This is a genomic window from Caryophanon tenue (assembly GCF_001700315.1).
Classification (GTDB): Bacteria; Bacillota; Bacilli; order Bacillales_A; family Planococcaceae; genus Caryophanon; species Caryophanon tenue.
Genome location: NZ_MASJ01000003.1, coordinates 339,637 through 361,323, shown reverse-complemented (window position 1 = coordinate 361,323; position 21,687 = coordinate 339,637). Strand labels below are relative to the sequence as shown.

24 protein-coding genes are annotated in these 21,687 nt (G+C 39.5%); all 24 read right to left on the bottom strand.

Going from position 1 to position 21,687, the window contains the following annotated elements; genetic code table 11:
- Window positions 1-12: 12 nt before the first annotated feature.
- Window positions 13-375, bottom strand: coding sequence for a response regulator (locus A6M13_RS04905; RefSeq protein ID WP_066543393.1), 363 nt, complete (start codon window positions 373-375; stop codon window positions 13-15).
- 20 nt (window positions 376-395) lie between these two features.
- Window positions 396-1,709, bottom strand: a complete 1,314-nt coding sequence (gene fliY / locus A6M13_RS04900; protein ID WP_066543391.1) for a flagellar motor switch phosphatase FliY — start codon at window positions 1,707-1,709, stop codon at window positions 396-398.
- Window positions 1,702-2,697, bottom strand: a complete 996-nt coding sequence (gene fliM / locus A6M13_RS04895; RefSeq protein WP_066543389.1) for a flagellar motor switch protein FliM — start codon at window positions 2,695-2,697, stop codon at window positions 1,702-1,704. The genes fliY and fliM overlap by 8 nt, the downstream gene beginning before the upstream one ends.
- 33 nt (window positions 2,698-2,730) lie before the next feature.
- A complete protein-coding gene (gene fliL / locus A6M13_RS04890; protein WP_066543388.1) occupies window positions 2,731-3,171 on the bottom strand; it encodes a flagellar basal body-associated protein FliL in 441 nt (146 codons plus the stop codon).
- The gene (locus tag A6M13_RS04885) at window positions 3,158-3,382 is read right to left on the bottom strand and encodes a flagellar FlbD family protein (RefSeq protein WP_066543387.1); all 225 of its coding nucleotides are present in this window, start codon (window positions 3,380-3,382) and stop codon (window positions 3,158-3,160) included. The genes fliL and A6M13_RS04885 overlap by 14 nt, the downstream gene beginning before the upstream one ends.
- A gap of 77 nt (window positions 3,383-3,459) precedes the next feature.
- Window positions 3,460-4,428 (bottom strand): flagellar hook-basal body complex protein, encoded by a 969-nt coding sequence (locus A6M13_RS04880; RefSeq protein WP_066543386.1) that lies wholly within the window; start codon window positions 4,426-4,428, stop codon window positions 3,460-3,462.
- 76 nt (window positions 4,429-4,504) lie between these two features.
- Window positions 4,505-4,879 carry a TIGR02530 family flagellar biosynthesis protein gene (locus A6M13_RS04875; protein WP_066543385.1) on the bottom strand — a complete coding sequence of 125 codons (375 nt, stop codon included), beginning with the start codon at window positions 4,877-4,879 and terminating at the stop codon, window positions 4,505-4,507.
- 21 nt (window positions 4,880-4,900) lie between these two features.
- A complete protein-coding gene (gene flgD / locus A6M13_RS04870; protein WP_066543383.1) occupies window positions 4,901-5,575 on the bottom strand; it encodes a flagellar hook assembly protein FlgD in 675 nt (224 codons plus the stop codon).
- Window positions 5,572-6,834: a flagellar hook-length control protein FliK gene (locus A6M13_RS04865; protein WP_066543382.1), complete on the bottom strand. Its 1,263-nt coding sequence runs from the start codon at window positions 6,832-6,834 to the stop codon at window positions 5,572-5,574. The genes flgD and A6M13_RS04865 overlap by 4 nt, the downstream gene beginning before the upstream one ends.
- Window positions 6,835-6,848: 14 nt before the next feature.
- Entirely contained in the window at window positions 6,849-7,445 is a 597-nt protein-coding gene (locus tag A6M13_RS04860) for a MotE family protein (RefSeq protein ID WP_066543381.1), read from the bottom strand.
- 5 nt (window positions 7,446-7,450) lie between these two features.
- The gene (gene fliJ / locus A6M13_RS04855; RefSeq protein ID WP_066543380.1) at window positions 7,451-7,900 is read right to left on the bottom strand and encodes a flagellar export protein FliJ; all 450 of its coding nucleotides are present in this window, start codon (window positions 7,898-7,900) and stop codon (window positions 7,451-7,453) included.
- Between the two features lie 5 nt (window positions 7,901-7,905).
- A complete protein-coding gene (gene fliI / locus A6M13_RS04850) occupies window positions 7,906-9,225 on the bottom strand; it encodes a flagellar protein export ATPase FliI (RefSeq protein WP_066543379.1) in 1,320 nt (439 codons plus the stop codon).
- 5 nt (window positions 9,226-9,230) lie between these two features.
- Window positions 9,231-10,031: a flagellar assembly protein FliH gene (gene fliH, locus A6M13_RS04845; protein WP_211270293.1), complete on the bottom strand. Its 801-nt coding sequence runs from the start codon at window positions 10,029-10,031 to the stop codon at window positions 9,231-9,233.
- Window positions 10,015-11,031, bottom strand: coding sequence for a flagellar motor switch protein FliG (gene fliG / locus A6M13_RS04840; protein WP_066543377.1), 1,017 nt, complete (start codon window positions 11,029-11,031; stop codon window positions 10,015-10,017). Before fliG ends, fliH begins: the two co-directional genes overlap by 17 nt.
- Before the next feature lie 14 nt (window positions 11,032-11,045).
- The gene (fliF, locus tag A6M13_RS04835) at window positions 11,046-12,632 is read right to left on the bottom strand and encodes a flagellar basal-body MS-ring/collar protein FliF (protein ID WP_066543376.1); all 1,587 of its coding nucleotides are present in this window, start codon (window positions 12,630-12,632) and stop codon (window positions 11,046-11,048) included.
- A gap of 48 nt (window positions 12,633-12,680) precedes the next feature.
- A complete protein-coding gene (gene fliE, locus A6M13_RS04830) occupies window positions 12,681-12,977 on the bottom strand; it encodes a flagellar hook-basal body complex protein FliE (RefSeq protein ID WP_066543370.1) in 297 nt (98 codons plus the stop codon).
- A gap of 16 nt (window positions 12,978-12,993) precedes the next feature.
- A complete protein-coding gene (gene flgC / locus A6M13_RS04825; protein WP_066543369.1) occupies window positions 12,994-13,458 on the bottom strand; it encodes a flagellar basal body rod protein FlgC in 465 nt (154 codons plus the stop codon).
- Between the two features lie 2 nt (window positions 13,459-13,460).
- A complete protein-coding gene (flgB, locus tag A6M13_RS04820) occupies window positions 13,461-13,853 on the bottom strand; it encodes a flagellar basal body rod protein FlgB (RefSeq protein ID WP_066543368.1) in 393 nt (130 codons plus the stop codon).
- A 391-nt stretch (window positions 13,854-14,244) separates the two neighbouring features.
- Window positions 14,245-15,024 (bottom strand): GTP-sensing pleiotropic transcriptional regulator CodY, encoded by a 780-nt coding sequence (gene codY, locus A6M13_RS04815; RefSeq protein WP_066543367.1) that lies wholly within the window; start codon window positions 15,022-15,024, stop codon window positions 14,245-14,247.
- Between the two features lie 138 nt (window positions 15,025-15,162).
- Window positions 15,163-16,560: an ATP-dependent protease ATPase subunit HslU gene (hslU, locus tag A6M13_RS04810; protein ID WP_066543366.1), complete on the bottom strand. Its 1,398-nt coding sequence runs from the start codon at window positions 16,558-16,560 to the stop codon at window positions 15,163-15,165.
- Entirely contained in the window at window positions 16,560-17,102 is a 543-nt protein-coding gene (hslV, locus tag A6M13_RS04805; protein ID WP_066543364.1) for an ATP-dependent protease subunit HslV, read from the bottom strand. The genes hslU and hslV overlap by 1 nt, the downstream gene beginning before the upstream one ends.
- 14 nt (window positions 17,103-17,116) lie before the next feature.
- Complete coding sequence (gene xerC, locus A6M13_RS04800; RefSeq protein ID WP_245669233.1) at window positions 17,117-18,016, bottom strand: tyrosine recombinase XerC; 900 nt, start codon at window positions 18,014-18,016, stop codon at window positions 17,117-17,119.
- A gap of 248 nt (window positions 18,017-18,264) precedes the next feature.
- A complete protein-coding gene (gene trmFO, locus A6M13_RS04795; protein ID WP_066543361.1) occupies window positions 18,265-19,578 on the bottom strand; it encodes an FADH(2)-oxidizing methylenetetrahydrofolate--tRNA-(uracil(54)-C(5))-methyltransferase TrmFO in 1,314 nt (437 codons plus the stop codon).
- A 22-nt stretch (window positions 19,579-19,600) separates the two neighbouring features.
- Window positions 19,601-21,679 carry a type I DNA topoisomerase gene (gene topA / locus A6M13_RS04790; RefSeq protein WP_066543357.1) on the bottom strand — a complete coding sequence of 693 codons (2,079 nt, stop codon included), beginning with the start codon at window positions 21,677-21,679 and terminating at the stop codon, window positions 19,601-19,603.
- Between the last annotated feature and the right edge of the window lie 8 nt (window positions 21,680-21,687).

Below are 21,687 nucleotides of genomic sequence, written 5' to 3'. Positions count from 1 at the left end.
GCATGCATCGTATTAACCTAAAGCTTTTTGAATGGCTTCGATTACACGGTCTGCTTGGAATGGTTTTACGATAAAGTCTTTTGCACCCGCTTGGATTGCGTCAATTACCATCGCTTGTTGCCCCATTGCAGAACACATAATTACTGTAGCATTCGGGTTCGTTGCTTTAATTTCTTTTAATGCTGCAATACCATCTTTTTCTGGCATTGTAATATCCATCGTTACTAAATCTGGCTTTAATTCATTGTATTTTTCAACAGCTTGTGTTCCATCTGCTGCTTCTCCTACAACTTCATAACCATTTTTCGTTAAAATATCTTTAATCATCATACGCATGAAAGCCGCGTCATCTACGATTAGAATACGATTTCCCATCATTCATTCCTCCAATTAAACTATCTTAAATTATTTAAGCGATCCGTTTGACTCACAATGTCTGTAATACGCACGCCAAAGTTTTCATCAATAACGACAACTTCACCTTTTGCAATTAAACGGCTATTGACTAAAATATCGACAGGCTCACCTGCAAGCTTATCTAGTTCAATAATAGATCCACTCGTTAGCTCTAAAATTTCTTTTACTGAGCGCTTCGTGCGACCTAATTCTACCGTTACTTGTAATGGAATATCAAGTAACATATTTAAATTTTGCGTTTCATTCGCCGTCATTTGCGGTGCATCAAAGCTTGCAAACTGTGCTTGCTGTACATTTACAGCAGGTTGCTGATACGCTGGCTGTACCGGTTGCTGTTGATACATCGGTTGCTGTACGGGTGGTTGCTGGTACATTGGCTGTTGCATTTGCGGTTGTACAGGTGGTTGCTGATACATCGGCTGTTGCATTTGTGGCTGTACCGGTTGTTGTTGATACATTGGTTGTTGCATTTGTGGTTCTTGCATTGGCTGTTGTTCATAAACCGGTTGCTGCATTTGTGGTTGAACCGCTGCTGGTTGCTCTTTTTGCAATGATGGCGCTGCTTGTTCTACGCTATCAATACCATCTGGTTCTCCCATTAATGATTTTACGATTTTTTTACTAAAGTTCAAAGGTAAAAGTTGCATTAAATTTGAATCAATTAGCTCACCAACGCGTAAACGGAACGAAATTTTCACAAGAAGGTCTTCATCTGGGATATTGTCGCGTCCTTCATTTTTAGAAATATTCATTAAATCAATCGTTGGTGGTGAAATATCCACCTTTTGATTGAACATCGTTGACATCGATGTAGCGGCAGAACCCATCATTTGGTTCATCGCTTCTTGCACAGCCGATAATTGAATTTCACTTAAGTCGTTGCTCGGGTTTAACCCGTCGCCACCTAACATTAAGTCCGCAATAATGGCTGCGTCTGATTGTTTAATGACAAGCACATTCATGCCTGATAAACCTGTTGTATATTCTACTTGAATCGCTACATAAGGATGTGGAAACTCTTCCTCTAAGCGACTGCGATTAATCATCGCTAAATGTGGTGTTGTAATATCGACTTTTTGACCAAGTAATGCCGATAACGCAGTTGCCGAACTACCAAATGAAATGTTACCTACTTCACCTAGTGCATCTTGCTCCAATGAATCCAGATAATCATCCACATGCAAATCATCTTGTGGCACTGACGTATTGTCTGTTGGCGGAGTTGGTTCTCCTAACGTTTCGCCTCGTAATAGGGCTTCAATTTCTTCTTGTGAAAGCATATCATCACTCATGTTCGTCAGCTCCTTTCAGTGGGTCAAGAATTTGTACGGCCATCTTTTTACCGACCTTCCCTGCTTGCCCTGTAAACTTAGGCAATGTCCCTACTTTAATCGTTAATGGATCTTCTATTTTTTGATTTAACTGCAAGACATCACCAATTTGCATCGTTAAGAAATCTTGCACCGAAATATCCGTTGCCCCTAATTCTGTCACGACTGGTAATGAAGCTTGCTTAACACGACCTTCTAATGTGCGGATTTGCTCATCCGACATTTGCTTCGTATTTGATTGCATCCAATAGCGTACCGATAAATTCGGTACGATTGGCTCTAGTACAACATGCGGAATACAAATATTAATCATGCCGCTTGTATCACCGATAATGGTATTTAATGAAATGACAATCACCGTTTCATTCGGTGAAATCATTTGTAAAAACTGGGGATTCACTTCTAATTCCACTAAAATCGGATCAATTTCTGCAACATTCTCCCACGCTTCACGTAAATTATCAAACGAACGTTCAAATAAATTCGTCATAATTTTCGTTTCAATTTCCGTTAAATTATCAACATTGCTATAACTGCCACCTGTACCTCCCATTAAACGGTCCATCATGGAATACGCAATATTTGGATGAATCTCCATTAAAATATTGCCATCTAATGGTGGCACTTCGAACACATTTATCAATGTCATATTCGGAATCGAGCGGACAAATTCTTCAAACGGAATTTGATCTACCGACACAACCGTAATTTGCACGTAGTTTCGTAATTGCGCAGAAAAGAACGTTGTCAATAATCGCGCAAAGTTTTCGTGTATTCGGGTCAAACTTCGGATTTGGTCTTTTGAAAAGCGAAGGGCACGTTTAAAGTCATATGATTTTACTTTACGCGTTTCTTCGTCCTTTTTCGCATCTTCTGCCGTCATCTCTCCTGTTGAAATCGCTGAGAGTAGCGCATCAATTTCAGATTGCGACAACACATCTCCTGCCATTTGCCCACCTCCTATTTCTTCTCATCAGACTGCTTACTGAATAATGTATGAAGTAATGTAAACTTTCTGTACTTCACCTTGTTGCATTAATTCGTTTAGCTGTACTTTAATTGTATTTTGGAAATCAATTTTACCAGTTTTGCCTTCTAAATCTGTTGAAGACATTTCTGATAAGGTTTGAATAACAATATTGTTCGTTTGGAAATCTCGTTTTGTTAATTCAGCAGCAGCATCTTCACTGTTTGTTTGAATTTTTAAAGAAATACGTACGAATTTATTATCCATTAAGTTTGTTGTTAACTCTGGTACATCTACAGATGATACTAAAATTTCATCAATTGAAGGCTCTAGCGCAGACGTATTTTCTGCATTATTTTCACCAAGTTTTTTTACGACAACTATCCCAACAACCCCTAATAATAAAATGGTTACTAGAATAATAATCATGACATTCATTGTTTTATTCTTCTTCATCTTCATCACCTCGTAGATGCGGGTTCGATAAAATTTGTACATTCAAGTAAAACTGTGTCACTTGACGACGAACATCCTCAACAGAATTCAACACAATATACTTCGTTTTATTTGTCAGCATAATGGTTGTATCAGGATTCGCTTCGATCGTTTCTATGTATATTGCATTCAATGTAAATGGCTTTCCGTTTAACTTTTGTAATTCAATCATTGATTTAGGGCCGGTGCTTAAATAAGAGCCGGCCCGACCCTCCTCTACAATGAATTTAATGCCCTATTATACGGTCATTAACGTTTTAAGTTTACTAATTCTTGTAAAATTTCATCTGCTGTCGTAATAATACGTGAGTTTGCTTGGAAACCACGTTGTGCAACAATCATTTCTGTGAATTCTTCTGATAAGTCAACGTTCGACATTTCCAAAGAGCCTGATACAATCGATGCCATACCTGCCACCGTTGCTACTTGTGCATACGCTGCGCCTGAGTTTGCTGTTTCACGGTAATAGTTACCGCCAACTTTCTCTAAACCACCTGGGTTCGCGAATTTCGCTAAAATTAATTGACCTGCAAATTTAAGTTCACCATTTTGGTCTGTATACGATACCGTACCATCTTGCCCAATACTAATTTGCTGTGCTGATGTTGGTATACGGATTGTGCCGACTTCCCCTTCACCAGGTGTTAAAATACCATCTTCATCAAAAAGGTTGGCACCTTCATCACCGGCAACGTTTGGTTTATCGTCCATTAAAACACCTTCGTCTTCTAATGTATCTGCGTATTCATCCGCACGTACACCGACTAAGTATTTACCATCTGGGTTTACTAAATAGCCGTTTTCATCCATATAGAAGTTTCCTGCACGTGTATACGCAATATTCGCAAATGCGTCTTCTCCCGTCACATCAATGACGCCATCTTCTGGTGCTGCTGTTGAGTCTGCTACCATGAAGAAGCCATCACCTGAAAGGGCTAAGTCTAATGGTCGTGCTGTTGTTTGAAGTGAGCCTGTACCGTGGATTGTATCAATACCACCAATTTGTGCTCCTAAGCCGATTTGTGTTGGGTTGACACCACCACGTGTTGTTGTTGGCGCTGATGCACCTGCATTTGATTGTGATAATAAATCTTTAAACATAACACGGCCTTTTTTAAACCCGTGCGTATTTACGTTAGAAATATTATTACCAATAACATCCAGTTTAGTTTGGAAGTTTTTTAACCCTGAGATACCTGAATACATAGAACGTAACATAATGGTCGTTCTCCTTTCATTTTTCACTAGCTGCTTCGATCAGTCCACAGCTAAGGGCATCCATAAAGGTCCTGCCCTACAGTATAATTGTACCGTCAATATTCGTAAAAATTTGTTCTTTCGCTTCCATGCGATCCATTGCGGTAATGACCGTGCTTTTTTTAGCACTAATAATTAACGCAGCTTGGTCCATCAATACAAGTGGCTGTTGCACACCTTTTTGTTGAGCGGTCTTCACCTTTTCTTCAATACGATGCCATTGCTCGCTTGAAATATGGATATCACGTTCAGACATACGGAGCTGTGCATGCTTGCTAATTTTAAGCGGTTGTTGTTGTGCAGTCGCTTTCTGTAAATGCGCTTCAAAAGAGCTGCTGTTTAACGTCGCCTGCTGGTATGTTGGAGGATGACTAACACGTAACGGCACATGATAAATGTTCATATTGTGCATCAAGGTCACCTCATTTAAAAGTTATGATTGACGAATGGCTGTAAACTGACTTGCTTGAATGCTATCTTCATTTCCCAATGTATACATCACATTGCCATCTTTCATACTTACAGATGTCACTTGAGCAGTTGTCACGATGTCATCTACTAAATATTCAACCACTTTACCGATTAATGCGCTTGCTTGTACCAGTGCATTCCCCTGATTAGTAGTAGCTGTTTCGGTTGAAGAAATTCCGGCAATATTTCCCGGTGTAATTTCTTTCCCGTTATCCAGTAAAAAGACTGGCGAACCATCAACATACGACACACCTGTTACACTGTTTGTGCCTGTATTTGTAATGAAGTCACCATTTTCATCTTGCTCTTCCGTTACCTCTGTCCAATTGACGCTTTGTCCAAGGAAATTGCTATATTGAATTAGCTGTGATTGTCCCTGCATGTCAATTAATTTCTCAATGGATGACGTCATATTTTGCATTTGTTCTAATGAAGAAAACTGCGCCATTTGTGCAATAAACTCTGAGTTATCCATCGGTGCTGTTGGATCTTGGTGCTGTAGTTGTGTCACAAGTAATTGTAAAAAGGCGTCTTTTCCTAAATTACTATCACCTGTCTGAACAGATTTTTTCGGCGCGTTCTTTAAATAAAAATCGGTAGAAATATCTGTTGGAATCCCTGCTGAATTGTTTGTCATGCTTCTATCTCCTCCATTTGCGCTAAGAAGTCACTAAATGACGGTTGCTCTTCTTCTGTGTCCTCTGATTCATCGTCGTCTTGCTGCTGACGTTGGAAGAAGTTATTAAATAAATGTTGATCTGAATTATTTAAGTTACGTGATGGGTCTTGTAGTGATTGCGTAATCTCAATACGATCAATTTGAATATTTTGTGCTGTTAAACCTTGCTTCAATTGATTAATTTGTGCATCTAGCAGTTCTTTACCTGACGCCGTTGATGCCATTAAACGAGCTGTTAACATGCCGTCTTTATGCATCAGTTCTAAACGAATTGTTCCTAAATTTTCTGGATACAATTTAATCGCTAGCTTTAACGTACCTTGTTGGTTAGAAATTTGCTGACGCTGAATAATCGCTTGAATTTCTTTTGCTAATGCCTCTGATTGTGCCGATGAATTTGTTTGTGGCAATGCTACTTGTATCACTTGAGGTTTCGCATTTTGTGTCGTTTGCTGTGGCGCTACGTTCACTTCCTGTGGCACATCCGTTTTCCCTTCCGTCACTGTCACTTTTGCAAATACTGGCTGGAACGTTTGGAATGGTAATGGTGCTGGTTTTGGCGTCTCTACCGGTACTGGTTTAACCGCTACTGCTACTTGCTCTAATGCTTGCTTCACAGCTTGAAGCTGCTGTACTTGCGGCTGTAATAAATCTGTTTTTTGCCCAACTAGCTCGGCTATTTTTAACAGTTTAATCACTTGTGCAGCATCTTTTGGCGTCACTTGTGCATGCTCACTTTGCAATGCTGTCACCAGCTGTGCAATCACTTCAGGTGCTTGTTGTTCAACAAGTGTTATTAAATCCCAAACGCTGTCTAATTGCACTTCTTGTTCTAATAGCTGCGTTAATACCGCTTCAAGCTCCTCAATATCGATATTTAGAAGTGTTGCTAAATCTTCTAAATTCATCAGTTCATCTACTGGTACAAGCTGCTCCGGTGCGATTTCTACAACAACTGCATCGTCCGTTAATTCAACATCAAGTACTTCGCCCACTTCATCAAGTGTCTCAGCAGCAATAACTTCCTCTACTTCTTTCACAACGTCTGGCTGGTCACTTTGTGTTTGTACCGGCTCTTTTGTCGTTGTGGCGTCTGTTAAATAATCATCAAACTTATTTTGTTGCGATGACTGCGAAGTCGACGAATTGACTTTCGCAACTGACTGTTGTGCAGGTGCCGCAGCTGGCTGAATCATATTTGTAAACGTAATGGCCATATTCTTTTGTCCCCTTACTCTGTCATCAACGAAGTATAATGTGCCACACGTTCTGGCTCCATCTTTTCAAACACTTTTGCGACAGTATCTGTTTTTAAGTTGCTTAAAATTCGTAATGCTTCCGCATCATTTAGTTGTACAACTGCTGCTGCAATTTTCTTTGGTGACATTTTTTCGTAAGTTGTTAACACTTCTTGGAATTCAAGCTCAGACGCATTATTTTCACGTTTTAACGTCTCGATTTCATACAATAACTTCTCTTGCTCAATTAATAATTGTTCGTTTTCTGAAGAAACACCCGAAAGCTGCGTTTGTAATTCTGCAATTTGTGTTTCTTTTTCCATAATTTCAGCCTGTAACTCTACCACTTTTTCACCTGCTGCCTGTGATTCGCTTGTCGACTGTTGTTCAGAAGATACAAACGGTAACACATTAGCTGTTTCACGTGCTTTTTCAAAAACATTTACACCGCTAATTTGTGCTACGACAAGAACGACAGCTACTAAAAACATGAGCGGAATTAAAAACCAATAAAATAATTTTTGAAAAAAGCTTGGTGATTGGTCAACTTCGGTTACTTCAGATGTGACAGATTGTGTTTTTTTCGCCATTGACATCACCTGATTTCTTTTTTATTAAACGCAAGTGTGGAGATTTCATCGAGCATAATTGCTTCCACACGAAGCTGCTCTTCTTTAAAGTGTTCGAAATCACGCTCTTTCATTTTTTCATACTTGCGCACTTCTAAATTTTTTTCGAGCAAACGCTCTTCATACCAAGACATTTTGGCACGTGCTTGCATAACTTTTTGTTGCACATCATCAATGGTCTTTTCTAAGCTCGTTAAAAAACGTGCATTTTGATGAATTTCGTCAATTGTTGAGCCGAACTGTAAGCGCTCTGTTTGATACGCAAGCAGCTCTTCTTTTCGACGTAATAAGTCATACAGCTTCGTTGCCACCTCTTCAAATGCTTGTACAGCCACTTTATACGCCTGCTCCGTCTCATTTTTCTCTTGTTCACGAACTGTTAAAATTTGCTCAAAGCGATACGTATAATTGTTCATACTCGTCACCCACCATTACTAATGCGTATCATTTCTTGCGTTGATTGCTCCAATGATACATGGTCACGAAAACCTTGTTTCAAGAAATTCGTAATAATTGGCTCATAATGAATGGCTTCGTCAATATCTTTTGACGTCCCTCGTTTATAAGCACCAATATTAATCAGGTCTTCGGATTTCGCATATAAATAATAAAGCTCTCGTAGACGTTCTGCTGCTTCTTTATGTGCTGGCTCTGCAATATGGTTCATTAAACGACTCACACTTTTTAGAACATTGATTGCAGGATATTGCCCTTTATTCGCTAAATTCCGATCGAGTACAATATGTCCATCCAAAATACCGCGAACTGTATCAGCAATTGGCTCATTCATATCATCCCCGTCCACAAGTACCGTATAAAATGCCGTAATCGAACCTTTTTCATTCGTGCCCGTACGCTCTAATAAACGTGGTAAAATCGCGAATACAGAGGGTGTGTAACCTCGTGTTGCAGGCGGTTCACCTGTCGCAAGACCAATTTCACGCTGCGCCATCGCAACACGTGTCACAGAATCCATCATCAACATGACATCCATACCACGTTCGCGGAAGTACTCCGCGATTGCTGTAGCCGTAAAAGCCGCTTTAATACGCATAAGTGCTGGTTGGTCCGATGTTGCACAGACAATAATTGAACGACTTAATCCTTCTGGGCCTAAGTCACGTTCTACGAATTCTAATACTTCACGCCCACGCTCACCAACAAGTGCAATCACGTTTAAATCCGCCTTTGTATTGCGGGCAATCATGCCAAGCAATGTACTCTTTCCGACACCTGAACCCGCGAATATACCAATCCTTTGTCCCTTCCCAACCGTCAACATACCGTCAATCGCTTTGACGCCTACTTCTAAGCGCTCATGGATGGGCGGGCGTGATAGTGGGTTTGGCGGGTCATTTTCAGTCGCAATAGTCGCAAGCCCTTTTGGTAAAGCACGACCATCAAATGGATTCCCCATTGAATCAAGCACCTGTCCAATAAGTTCAGGCCCTACCTTCACTTCTAACGGCGCACCTGTCCCTTCAACTAAGCAGCCTGTCGAAATCTCCTGTAACGCTGTGTATGGCATTAAAACGACAATTTCATCTTTAAACCCGACAACCTCTGCTAAAATCACTTGATGACCGTGACGCGCTGATTGCACATGAATTTTACAAACATCACCAATCGAGCTTTCTGGCCCTTGTGATTCAATCATCAAACCGACAACGCGAGAAACACGACCATACTTTTTAAGCGTCGGCATATTGGGAATATGTTTTAGCAAATCAGCTGCTTTCATTGTCATCATTCCTTACTGTACAATAATTCACTTAACGCTTTTCTTAATTGTTGCAACTGAGTATCAATACTCACTACTATTCTGCCATGATTTGTTTCGATATAGCTTTCTGTAGACTGTAGGTCCTCATTCACAAATATTAAAAATGGTACGTCAGGTGGAAACATTTCGGCTAATTCGTCCCGATTTTGCGACACTACCTCATAAAAATCAGGTGCGACATAGACTTTTATCTCTTTCATTTCACGCGCTTCTTTTAAAGCACGTGCAACGACCGAAACAAACGCCTCATCTTGACGATCGAGCACAATTCCTAAAATTTGTTCAGCAGACACTAATGCAAGCTCTAAAATTAATGCTTCTTGGGCATCAATATACGCCTTCGCATTGTGTTGTGCTTGTACGACAATATCATTTGCCTGATGTAAAGAGGCTGCTAAATCGGCTTGGGCTTTTAATGTTCCCTCTTCAAATCCTTGCTGAAAACCTGCGTCATAGCCATCTTGTTGCACTTGTGGCAAGCTGTCATAAAACGCTTGTTGCTCTTGTAAAAAAGCTTGTTGCTGCGCTTCAAATTGTTCAGCTTGCTGCTGTTGCAATTCTGCTAATTGCTGCTGTCCTTCTGCAAGTAACGTATCTCGTTCAGCAATTACTTCCTCTAACGTCGGTACTTTCGGCTGTTGAATAATTTCTTCATAATCGTTTGCTGTATGTTGCTCAAACATTGGACGAATCGAAATTTCCTTTGGCTCATTCTCTTGTTGTTGATAGTGTACTGAACGAATAATTCTAGACAATGATGTCATCTCCTCCGCCACGGGCAATGATAATTTCACCAGACTCCTCTAAGCGACGAATAACAGCAACAATGCGAGATTGTGCATCTTCTACATCACGTAGACGCACCGGCCCCATAATTTCCATTTCATCTCGGAATGTTTCAGCCATACGCTGTGACATATTGCGGAAAATAATATCTTTTACTTCTTCGCTTGATACTTTCATTGATAATAGTAAATCTTCGTTCTCGCAGTCGCGAACCACACGTTGAATCGAACGATTGTCGAGTGTAACGATATCTTCGAATACAAACATACGCTTTTTGATTTCTTCTGCAAGCTCTGGGTCTTGAATTTCAAGCGCATCGAGAATTGTTTTTTCTGTTTGACGGTCTACACCATTTAACACTTCGACAACTGCATCTACGCCGCCTGTTTCTGTGTAATCTTGCGTGACTGTCGATGATAATTTACGTTCTAACACCGATTCAATCTCACTAATAACTTCCGGTGAAATTGACTCCATCATCGCAATACGTTTTGCAATATCAGCCTGCACTTCTTGTGGCAGCGATGATAAAATAACGCCTGCTTGTGTTGGGTCTAAATACGATAAAATCAACGCAATTGTTTGCGGATGTTCATTTTGAATAAAGTTTAAAATTTGCGATGGATCTGCTTTACGCGCAAAATCGAATGGTCGCACTTGTAGTGACGATGTTAAACGATTAATAATGGCTTGTGCTTGTTGCTCCCCTAACGCTTTTTCTAAAATAGTCTTCGCATAACCGATACCACCTTGTGAAATATAATCTTGCGCTAACGCAATATTATGAAATTCTTCAATAATTTCTTCTTTCACTTGTGAATCGACCTTTTTAACGCTTGAAATTTCAAGCGTTAAACGTTCGATTTCCTCTTCATTCAGATGCTTATATACTGAGGCAGAAACTTCTGGTCCTAATGAAATTAATAGAAGCGCAGCTTTTTGTTTGCCTGTGAGTTCTTTATTATCTTTTCGAGACATGCTGTTCCTCCTGCTTAGTCCTCAGAAATCCATGTACGTAATAATTTCGCAAATTCTTCTGGTTTTTCTTTCGCTAATTTTTCAAGCTGCTTACGACGTACTGTTGCTTCGTTATCATCCTCAGTTGGAATCTCTTCCACAACAAGTTCCTCTTGTGCTTCAAGCAATGCCTGTTCTTCTGCTAATTGCTTCTTCTTACGCGCACGTAAAATGTAAACAACAAGTAAAATAATCGCTACAAGTAAAATACCTGCAATGACATATGCCCACCACGGAATAACTGGTGTTGTTTGCTCTTCCTCTGTTGGCATACCTTGTAATTGTTGTACCGACACGACAATTTTGTCGCCTACTTGTTCTTCTGTTAATTGACCAACTGCTGATTTATCAAGCGTTGTTCGAACAATCGTGCCTAACATCGCTTCAATATCTGTTGTTAAACCATCTGGCATTGATGCTTGGTCATCCGGTGTTGGTGGTTCTACAACAACTTGAATACCTAAGTCACGAATTTTGTACGGACTTTCTGAAATTTCACGATGGATTTCATTTACACCGTAGTTTAATTGCTCCTCTACACGCTCATACTCCCCATCGCCAAATGTACCTTCATTATAGGTTGTAAAGTTATCTGTTGTTGTATCTGCTTCTGGCTCACCAGTAGCCGCTGCACCAGTTCCTGTATACGTTTCACTAATATTTTGGGCACTAATAATAATACCTTCCATATTTTCTTCATTTACCGGCTCTAATAAATCTTCTTTACGGTTCTCTTGGCTAAAGTCGATATCCGTTGTAACCGAAACAACCACTTTGCCTGCACCCATTAATGAACCTAATAAGCTCTGTACTTGGCGCTGTAAATCTTTTTCGATTTTCTCTTTAATCGCCATTTGATCAGCGACAATAGATGCTGATGAAGTTGTATCTGATAGTGAGAAGTCTTCTGAATATTGATTTGTAATCACAATATTTTCAGGCTTTAAATTCGGTACACTCATCGCGACTAAATTATAAAGCGTTTTAATTTGTTCTTCTGAAAATTGATGACCTAATGCTGTTTGTAAAATAACAGTAGCAGTCGGCTCCTGTGTTGTATCTTGTAAGAAAACGCCTGTTTCAGGTAACGCCAACATGACATTTGCATCATTAACACCGTCAATTTGACGAATGAGTGTGGCAAGCTCTGTTTGCATTGCCGATAACTGTAATACATCAAATTCATTGTCAGTCATCCCGAATCCAGCGTTATTCCAAAACGTAGAGTAACCGTTACCGGAACCACTCGGTACCCCTTCTGAAGCAAGCTGTAGCTTTAAAGATTCCAGCTGCTCTTCTGGTACGTTTATCGACGTGCCACCACCTGCTAACTCATAATCAACGACTAACGCATCTAACGACGTTTTCACTTGCGCAGCTTCTTCTAACGTTAAATCGGTAAACAGTGGTACATATGTAGTTCTTGTTAAAAAGAATGTCAAAGCGGCTGCTACTAAAATGATTGCAACTGCTGAGCCAATAATTGTGCCTTTTTGTTTTTTACTGCGACTCGTCCAAAAAGCGGTGGAGTCAGTTTTTAATTTATTCAATCGTTCATTCATTATGAATCCTCCGGTATTCGTGAAATGCTCCACTTAACTACATGCTAATTAAACGCTCATGCGCATAATTTCTTGGTACGCTTCAACAGCTTTATTACGAACTTGCATTGTTAAATCTAATGAAACGCTTGCTTTTTGCGATGCAATCATGACATCATGCAGTTCAATGTCGCCACCGGAAATTAATGTGTTTGTTGCTTTATCTGAAGCAAGTTGACCTTCATTCACAGTCGCAATCGCATCCTTTAAAGATTGAGCGAAGTTTTGTTGTGACGCGAATGGTGTTTGACGTTGCTCTTGTACATTCATTGTCGCTACGTTATTTGATACGGCTGAAATCGCCATTTATTTGTCTCTCCTTTTATTTCCCGATTTCTAATGCTTTTGTTAACATCGCCTTATTGGCATTAAATACTGTAATATTCGCTTCATACGAACGAGTTGCTGACATTAAGTCCACCATCTCTGTAAGTAAATCCACATTGGGTGTTTCTACATACCCTTGCTCGTTGGCATCTGGATGTGTAGGATCATATACTAGTTTAAATGGTGTCTCTGTATCCTCACCAATTTGAGTGACTTTCACACCATTGCCGACACCTTCTTTAGTTTGAATACCCATTGCTTGATTTAAAAAATTTGAAAACTTACCTTCTTGTGCAGTCATCGTCACTGTTTTACGACGATATGGGTCCCATGTGCCATCTGCATTTTGTGTGCCTCGCGTTGTGTCCACATTCGCAATATTTGATGACGTTACATCCATGCGCAGTCGTTGGGCAGTTAACGCTGAGGCCGTCGTATTCATACTATGAAAAATACTCATAATTATTGGCCTCCTTTAATGACATTTTTTAATGATGTGAGTTTTCCGCTTGTACGGTCAATTAACGCATTATAATAAATATTATTTTCAGCTAATTTTGCTTGCTCTGCATCCATATCTACCCCATTACCATTTTGGCGATAGCGTAAGTTTGTATAGCTATATACACCGCTCGTTGCTTCTGGTTGTTTAAATTCATAATGACGTTGGTCGGTACGGAATGCCGACATCGTTTCAGTTTGTGCATCCTTTAACATCTTCGCAAAACTTACATCTTTCGCTTTGTAGTTAGGTGTATCTACATTGGCAATATTTTGTGCAATCGTCTTTTGCTTTGTTGCTGAATATCGTAAACCGTTCTCTAAATTACTAATTGTTCCACCGAATAAATTCATTTTTACACCTCGCTCTACAAATGCTTTCCTCAAAGTAAATCATTAGTTACTATTGTAAAGAAGTTATGAAATAGTGTCTATTATCTTTTAGGAATTTAAACTAGGTTGTTTTAATCATTTCATATCTTTTTAACTTCCCAATAATCCCATAAATTGATTCTAGTTACCTACTATAAAAGTCACAAAATGAAACCAAATACCCTTTTAGTGAAAAGTCCTATTAACACTTGTTAAACAGTGTAAAAGCTTTAGACCAAAGTCTGAAGGCTCAAAAAAAACAGATTACGTCTTCTTCACACTGAAAAAGAAGTACATAATCTGTCCGTCACAAAGTAGTCACTTTTTAAAATGTAAGTTTCCCTCTAACTAGGTACTTACACTGCCTACTTGCTTATTTCATTTTAATTTCTGCTAAAGCTGTTAAAAATTTGTCATTTAATACTTTAATGTATGTTCCTTTCATACCTAAAGAACGAGATTCAATAACGCCAGCTGATTCTAATTTACGTAATGCATTAACGATTACTGAACGTGTAATACCGACACGGTCAGCGATTTTAGAAGCTACTAATAAACCTTCATTACCGTCTAACTCTTCAAAAATATGCTCGATTGCTTCTAACTCAGAATATGATAATGAGTTGATTGCCATTTGTACAACAGCTTTTGAACGTGCTTCTTCTTCAATCTCTTCTGATTTCTCGCGTAAAATTTCCATACCAACTACAGTTGCACCATATTCAGCTAAAATTAAATCGTCATCTTCAAATTGGCCGTTAATACGCGCTAAAATTAATGTACCTAAACGCTCACCGCCACCTACGATTGGTACGATTGTTGTTAAACCAGCTGCAAATAGGTCTTTGTTTTCTACTGGGAATGCCGTATGTTCATTGTCGATATCTAAGTTTGGAGATGTTTCTGTAATTGAGAATAAGTTTTGCGTATACTCAATTGGGAATTGACGCTCTTCAAACATTTTTTTAATACGATCATTTTCAATTTGTTGATGAATTGATAAGCCTAATAATTTACCTTTACGGCTTACGATAAATACGTTTGCATCAATGATGTCACCTAAAGTGTCAGCCATTTCTTTAAAGTTTACTGGTTTACCAGCAGATGCTTGAAGCATCGAGTTAATTTTACGAGTTTTTGCTAATAAGTTCATGAATCTATATCCTCCTGATCGTTATCGATCACTATTTTTAATGTTGTTTCGCTTCGATGACATATTGCTGCCGTCGAGCTAATTCACTTAATATTCTAAACCTTTTTATAATTCAAATAAAATAATTTGAACTGAACATTATAGAATAAATTGTGTTAAATCTTTATTTTTCACAATTTCGCCTAACTTTTGGTCCACATACGCAGGCGTAATCGCGATATGTGCCGGTGCAATTTCAGATGCTTCATATGATAGTTCTTCTAACAGTCGCTCTAAAATTGTGTGTAGACGACGCGCACCAATATTGTCTGTTTCTTGGTTGACATTTGTTGCTACTTCAGCAAGTCGGTCAATTGCTTCATCTGTAAATTCAATCGTTACACCTTCTGTTTCTAATAACGCTTTGTACTGTAAAATTAATGAGTGGTCTGGCTCGCGTAAAATACGTACAAAATCTTCCTTCGTTAACTTTTCAAGTTCTACACGAATTGGGAAACGTCCTTGTAACTCAGGGATTAAATCAGATGGTTTCGCAACGTGGAATGCCCCCGCTGCAATAAATAACATATAATCCGTTTTAACAGGACCATATTTCGTCGTCACTGTTGAACCTTCAATAATTGGTAAAATATCACGTTGTACACCATCGCGTGAAACAAGTGTATTACCACCTGTATTACCTTTTGACGCAATCTTATCAATCTCATCAATAAAGATGATACCTGCTTGTTCAGCACGTACTACAGCTTCCTGTGTCACTTCATCTGTATCAATAAGCTTATTCGCTTCTTCTACCGTTAATAAACGGCGTGCATCTTTCACTTGCACACGACGTTTCTTTGTTTTCTTCGGCATTAAATTCGACAGCATATCTTGCATGCCGTTTCCTGCCATTTCCATACCTGTACCTTGTAGTGCATCAAAAATTGAGGCTTGCTGCTCCGTCACTTCAACCGTTACCCATTCTTCTTCAAGTTTACCTGCCGCTAAATCGACTGAAACTTGTGCACGACGAGAGCGAACTTCCGCTTGCTCTGAAGGGTCTTCATCTGTTTGCTGTTGATTGCCGCCAAATAAGGCTTCAAACGGATTTTGTGATGTTTGTTTTTTGCGCATCACTGGCACTAGTAGCTTCACAATTTGTTCGTTCGCTAACTGCTCCGCTTGCTCCTTCACATCTTCCATCTTCTCTTCTTTCACAACACGCACAGCCGATTCCACTAAATCGCGGACCATTGATTCTACATCACGACCGACATAGCCGACTTCTGTAAATTTTGTCGCTTCTACTTTAATAAATGGTGCATTCGTTAATTTCGCAATACGACGCGCAATCTCGGTTTTACCAACACCTGTTGGTCCAATCATTAAAATATTTTTAGGGATGACCTCATTTTTCATATCTTCCGGTAAAAGGCTTCGACGGTATCGGTTACGGAATGCTACAGCAACTGCACGTTTCGCATCATTTTGTCCTACGATATAACGATTTAAATGCTCAGTAATTTGTTTTGGCGTTAAGTTTTTTGTCGTCATTACAATACCTCCAAAATAATGTTATGGTTCGTAAACACACAAATATCCGCTGCTGTTTCAAGCGATGCATGTGCGATTTCTTTTGCTGATAACGTGTCACCTGCGAATTTCTTTAAAGCACGGCCTGCTGATAACGCATAGTTCCCACCCGAGCCGATTGCTAAAATGCCATCATCTGGTTCGATAACCTCGCCTGTACCTGAGACAAGTAATAATGTGTCTTTGTCCATCACAAGTAATAATGCCTCTAATTGACGTAGCATTTTATCACCGCGCCATTGTTTAGCTACTTCTACTGCTGCACGCTGTAAATTACCGTTATATTCATTTAATTTCGCTTCAAACATTTCAAACAATGTAAATGCATCTGCCACCGAACCGGCAAAGCCCGCTAATACTTGTCCATTAAACAGACGGCGTACTTTCTTCGCTGTCGCTTTCATAACTACTTGGTTTCCTAACGTTACTTGACCGTCACCAGCCATCGCGCATTCACCATTGTGTTGAATTGCAAAAATCGTTGTTGCATGAATTTGTCCCATACTTTCCACTCCTCTTATGCCCTTGGATGTGCATTCATATATGTTTTTTTCAAATGTTCTTTTGTAACATGTGTATAAACTTGCGTTGTTGATAGTTGCGCATGTCCTAACAGCTCTTGCACCGTTCGAATATCCGCTCCGTTATTCAGTAAATGCGTCGCAAATGTATGACGCAACATATGCGGATAAATCTTTAAGTGCATCGCAGCCTTGTCCATCATCTTCTGTAAAATACGATGAACACCACTAGCTGTTAACGCGCCTCCACGCATATTGACGAAAAGCATCGCGTGTTGTTCCTTTTTCATAATACGCGGTCGTGCATACTCTACATAATATGCTAACGCATTTAACGCATATTGACCAAATGGAACGATTCGCTCTTTTCGACCTTTTCCTGTTACACGCACAAAACCGTATTGAAAATCGATATGTGAGCACTCTATTGCAAGCAGCTCACTTACACGTATGCCTGTTGCATACAATAGCTCCAGTAACGCTATATTTCGAATGGATTGTAAATCGTCACCGGCATTTGCTTCAAATAGCTGTGCTAATTCTTCTTCATAAAAAAAGTGCGGCAACCGCTGTTCCCGCTTCGGATGATACAATGCTTGAAACGGTGTGTCATCTAACGCAATCTCTCTGTTTAAAAACGCAAAAAAAGAACGAATCGAAGAAATTTTTCTTGAAATCGTCGTTCTTGCTTTTTGTTCCTCATATAGTTTCGTTATAAAGGCACGCGCATGTATGTAATCTACATGTAGAATCTCTCGGACTCCTTCTTGCTCCAAAAATGCTATAAACTCTTCTAAATCGTAAGCATATTCACGAATGGTATGCGGTGACAACATTCGCTCTGCTTGAATATAGTACATAAACTTTTGCAATGATTGTTCAAGTGTCATTGAAATGTCGTACCTCCATTGTCGTCTAGAAGGATTAATGGACGAAAGATGTATCGTATAAAAAGTTCACCTTTTAGACAATAGACTTATTTTAACTGTCTGACAAGTAGTAAATATTATTTTCCACTAATTTTCGTTAATTTGTGTCATCAAAACGTCAGACATCTCGTCTTATGTTGAATATTTCATATTTTCATACGCTTTGCAACTAAAAAGCCTCTAAGATTATAACAAGTCTTAGAGGCTTTTTCAAACTAAATTGTTGTTGTGTTCATAAAGTTCTCAATTGTGTCTAATGCACGTGTTGCGTGACGCTCTGCACGTTCTGGCTTCGATTTAATGCGCTCGCCTAAATCTGGGAAAATACCGAAGTTTACGTTCATCGGCTGGAAGCTTTTCGCATCTGCTTCTGTAATGTAACGTGCCATTGAGCCAAGTGCTGTCTCAAATGGGAAAATAATTGGCTCTTCACCGATTGCTAAGCGCGCTGCATTAATACCTGCAACTAAACCTGAACCAGCTGACTCTACATATCCTTCAACCCCTGTCATTTGACCGGCAAAGAATAAGTTTTTGTTCGCTGATAATTGATATGTTTTTTCTAACACTTTTGGTGAGTTAATAAATGTATTACGGTGCATAACGCCATAACGTACGATTTCTAAGTTTTCTAAACCTGGAATCATCGAGAATACACGTTTTTGCTCCGGCCATTTTAAATGCGTTTGGAAACCAACGATATTGTAAAGTGTTCCTGCTGCATCATCTTGACGTAATTGCACAACTGCATATGGACGCTTACCTGTTTTCGGATCTTCTAAACCAACTGGCTTCATCGGACCGAATGTCATTGTTTTCTCACCACGAGCTGCCATTACTTCGATTGGCATACATCCTTCAAAGTACTTTTCTTTCTCGAATTCTTTCAATGGTGCACATTCTGCTTCGATTAATGCTTGACGGAACGCATCAAATTCTTCCTTCGTCATCGGACAGTTTAAGTATGCTGCTTCACCTTTGTCATAGCGTGATTTTAAGTATACTTTATCCATGTCGATTGAATCTTTTTCTAAAATCGGTGCTGCTGCATCATAGAAATATAAATATTCTTCGCCTGTTAACGCTTGAATTTCCTTCGCTAACGCTTCAGATGTTAATGGACCTGTTGCAATAATTGTAATGCCTTCAGGAATTTCCGTTACTTCTTCATTAATGACTTCTACATTTGGGTGATTACGCACCATTTCTGTTACGTAAGCTGCAAACTCATGACGGTCTACTGCTAATGCACCACCTGCTGGTACAGCACACTTATCGGCTGCCGCCATAATTACTGAGTCTAAACGACGCATTTCTTCTTTAATAACGCCTACTGCATTCGTTAAACCGTTTGCACGTAATGAGTTTGAACATACTAATTCTGCAAACTTATCTGTATGATGCGCTGGTGTTTGCTTCACTGGACGCATTTCATATAAACGTACTTTCACGCCGCGCTTTGCGATTTGCCAAGCAGCTTCACTACCTGCTAAACCTGCGCCAATTACATTAACAATTTGTTGTGACATATTTGTATTACCTATCTTTCTATTATTGAGTCGGTGCTTCTTCATAATCACATTTCGTACATTGGATTTGAACACCTTTTTTAATTTTCTTCTCCACTAATAATGCACTACATTTCGGACAAGGTCTACTAATTGGCTTATCCCATGATACAAATTCACATGTTGGGTATTGGTCACAGCCGTAGAATAGACGTTTCGTTTTACTTTTACGTTCTACAACTTGTCCTTCTTCACAGTCTGGACATTTTACGCCAATTTGCTTCATAATCGCTTTTGTATTGCGACATTCCGGGAAATTCGAGCATGCCATAAACTTACCGTAACGCCCTAGTTTAAAGACCATTGGAGAGCCACATAGCTCACAATCTTCCCCTGCTGGCTCGTCTTTAATAACGATTTTTTCCATTTCCGCATCAGCATATTGCACACGCTTTTCAAAATCTTGATAAAATGCATCAATCACTTCTCGCCAGCGCTTATCGCCTTCTTCAATTTTATCTAAATCGCGTTCCATTTGTGCTGTGAACTCGATATTTAAAATTTCAGGGAAGAACTCTAGCGTTGCCCAATGAACGATTTCTCCTAACTCAGACGGTACAAATCGCTTCGTCTCAAGCGTTACATATCCACGCTTTTGAATGGTATCCAGTGTTGGTGCATATGTTGATGGACGACCTATACCTAGCTCTTCCAACGTTTTTACAAGACGTGCCTCCGAATAACGTGGTGGTGGTTGTGTGAAGTGTTGCTTCGGTTCAATTTGAATCGAATTGACCACATCCCCAACTTCCATTGCCGGCAATAATTTATTCGTTTCTTCTGTTTGGTCATCTGTACCTTCAATGTACAATTTCATAAACCCAGCAAACTTCACTTGTGAACCGCTCGCACGGAATTGTACATTTTCGTGTTGTAAATCAACCGTCATCGTATCAAGGACAGCTGGTGCCATTTGACTTGCGATAAAGCGCTCCCAAATTAAACGATATAAACGTAATTGATCACGTGATAACACCGCTTTTAATGTGTCTGGTGAACGTAACGTACTTGTCGGACGAATCGCTTCATGCGCATCTTGAGCGTTTGAGTTTTTCTTCGCAGGTTTTACATCTGTGCCCACAAACTCTTTACCATACGTGTCTTCGATAAATGCCACTGACTCTGCTTTCGCAGTATCAGAAATACGTGTTGAATCGGTACGCATATACGTAATTAACCCGACTGTACCTTCTTTTTTACCGATATCGATACCTTCATATAATTGCTGAGCCAGCATCATTGTTTTCTTCGCGCGGAAGTTTAATTTACGTGCTGCTTCTTGCTGTAAAGAAGACGTTGTAAATGGTGGTGCTGCATTACGTTTACGCTCTTTACGTACAACATTCGTTACATTGAATGCTTTCCCTTTAATCGAGCCAAGCACTTCTTTTACTTGTTCTTCATTCGTTAATTTAATCTTTTGGTCGCCATCACCATAATACAATGCGCTAAACGGCTTTTTGCCTTTTTCGAACTCGCCTTCAATCGTCCAATATTCTTCTGGTTGGAAGTTTTTAATTTCTTCTTCACGCTCAATAATTAAGCGTAGTGCAATCGACTGTACACGACCAGCCGACAAACCTTTTTTGACTTTCTTCCATAGTATAGGACTAATATTATAGCCAACTAAACGGTCTAAAATTCGACGAGCTTGTTGTGCGTCTACTAAATCTAAATCAATTGGGCGTGGATGCTTAAATGATTCTAAAATAGCGTCCTTCGTAATCTCGTTGAATACCACGCGACAATCCGATTCAATGTCGATATTTAACGCGGTTGCTAAGTGCCAAGCAATTGCTTCCCCTTCACGGTCAGGGTCAGCCGCTAAATAAATTTTCTTCGCTTTTTTAGCCGCTTGTTTTAACTCTTGTAACACCGGCCCTTTCCCACGAATCGTAATATAGCGTGGCTCATAATTATTTTCTGTATCGATGCCCATTTGTGAACGTGGTAAATCACGTACATGTCCAATCGATGCTTTTACTTTATATTTCTTTCCTAAATAACGTTCAATTGTTTTTGCTTTTGCTGGTGATTCTACAATTACTAAATAATCCGCCATTCAATAAT

Bases quoted from the DNA above. Each gene is read 5' to 3' on its own strand.
- A6M13_RS04905 (WP_066543393.1), bottom strand. From the start codon at position 375: ATGGGAAATCGTATTCTAATCGTAGATGACGCGGCTTTCATGCGTATG.
- fliY (WP_066543391.1), bottom strand. From the start codon at position 1,709: ATGAGTGATGATATGCTTTCACAAGAAGAAATTGAAGCCCTATTACGA.
- fliM (WP_066543389.1), bottom strand. From the start codon at position 2,697: ATGGCAGGAGATGTGTTGTCGCAATCTGAAATTGATGCGCTACTCTCA.
- fliL (WP_066543388.1), bottom strand. From the start codon at position 3,171: ATGAAGAAGAATAAAACAATGAATGTCATGATTATTATTCTAGTAACC.
- A6M13_RS04885 (WP_066543387.1), bottom strand. From the start codon at position 3,382: ATGATTGAATTACAAAAGTTAAACGGAAAGCCATTTACATTGAATGCA.
- A6M13_RS04880 (WP_066543386.1), bottom strand. From the start codon at position 4,428: ATGTTACGTTCTATGTATTCAGGTATCTCAGGGTTAAAAAACTTCCAA.
- A6M13_RS04875 (WP_066543385.1), bottom strand. From the start codon at position 4,879: ATGCACAATATGAACATTTATCATGTGCCGTTACGTGTTAGTCATCCT.
- flgD (WP_066543383.1), bottom strand. From the start codon at position 5,575: ATGACAAACAATTCAGCAGGGATTCCAACAGATATTTCTACCGATTTT.
- A6M13_RS04865 (WP_066543382.1), bottom strand. From the start codon at position 6,834: ATGGCCATTACGTTTACAAATATGATTCAGCCAGCTGCGGCACCTGCA.
- A6M13_RS04860 (WP_066543381.1), bottom strand. From the start codon at position 7,445: ATGGCGAAAAAAACACAATCTGTCACATCTGAAGTAACCGAAGTTGAC.
- fliJ (WP_066543380.1), bottom strand. From the start codon at position 7,900: ATGAACAATTATACGTATCGCTTTGAGCAAATTTTAACAGTTCGTGAA.
- fliI (WP_066543379.1), bottom strand. From the start codon at position 9,225: ATGAAAGCAGCTGATTTGCTAAAACATATTCCCAATATGCCGACGCTT.
- fliH (WP_211270293.1), bottom strand. From the start codon at position 10,031: ATGACATCATTGTCTAGAATTATTCGTTCAGTACACTATCAACAACAA.
- fliG (WP_066543377.1), bottom strand. From the start codon at position 11,031: ATGTCTCGAAAAGATAATAAAGAACTCACAGGCAAACAAAAAGCTGCG.
- fliF (WP_066543376.1), bottom strand. From the start codon at position 12,632: ATGAATGAACGATTGAATAAATTAAAAACTGACTCCACCGCTTTTTGG.
- fliE (WP_066543370.1), bottom strand. From the start codon at position 12,977: ATGGCGATTTCAGCCGTATCAAATAACGTAGCGACAATGAATGTACAA.
- flgC (WP_066543369.1), bottom strand. From the start codon at position 13,458: ATGAGTATTTTTCATAGTATGAATACGACGGCCTCAGCGTTAACTGCC.
- flgB (WP_066543368.1), bottom strand. From the start codon at position 13,853: ATGAATTTATTCGGTGGAACAATTAGTAATTTAGAGAACGGTTTACGA.
- codY (WP_066543367.1), bottom strand. From the start codon at position 15,024: ATGAACTTATTAGCAAAAACTCGTAAAATTAACTCGATGCTTCAAGCA.
- hslU (WP_066543366.1), bottom strand. From the start codon at position 16,560: ATGACGACAAAAAACTTAACGCCAAAACAAATTACTGAGCATTTAAAT.
- hslV (WP_066543364.1), bottom strand. From the start codon at position 17,102: ATGGGACAAATTCATGCAACAACGATTTTTGCAATTCAACACAATGGT.
- trmFO (WP_066543361.1), bottom strand. From the start codon at position 19,578: ATGTCACAACAAATTGTTAATGTAATTGGCGCAGGTTTAGCAGGTAGT.
- topA (WP_066543357.1), bottom strand. From the start codon at position 21,679: ATGGCGGATTATTTAGTAATTGTAGAATCACCAGCAAAAGCAAAAACA.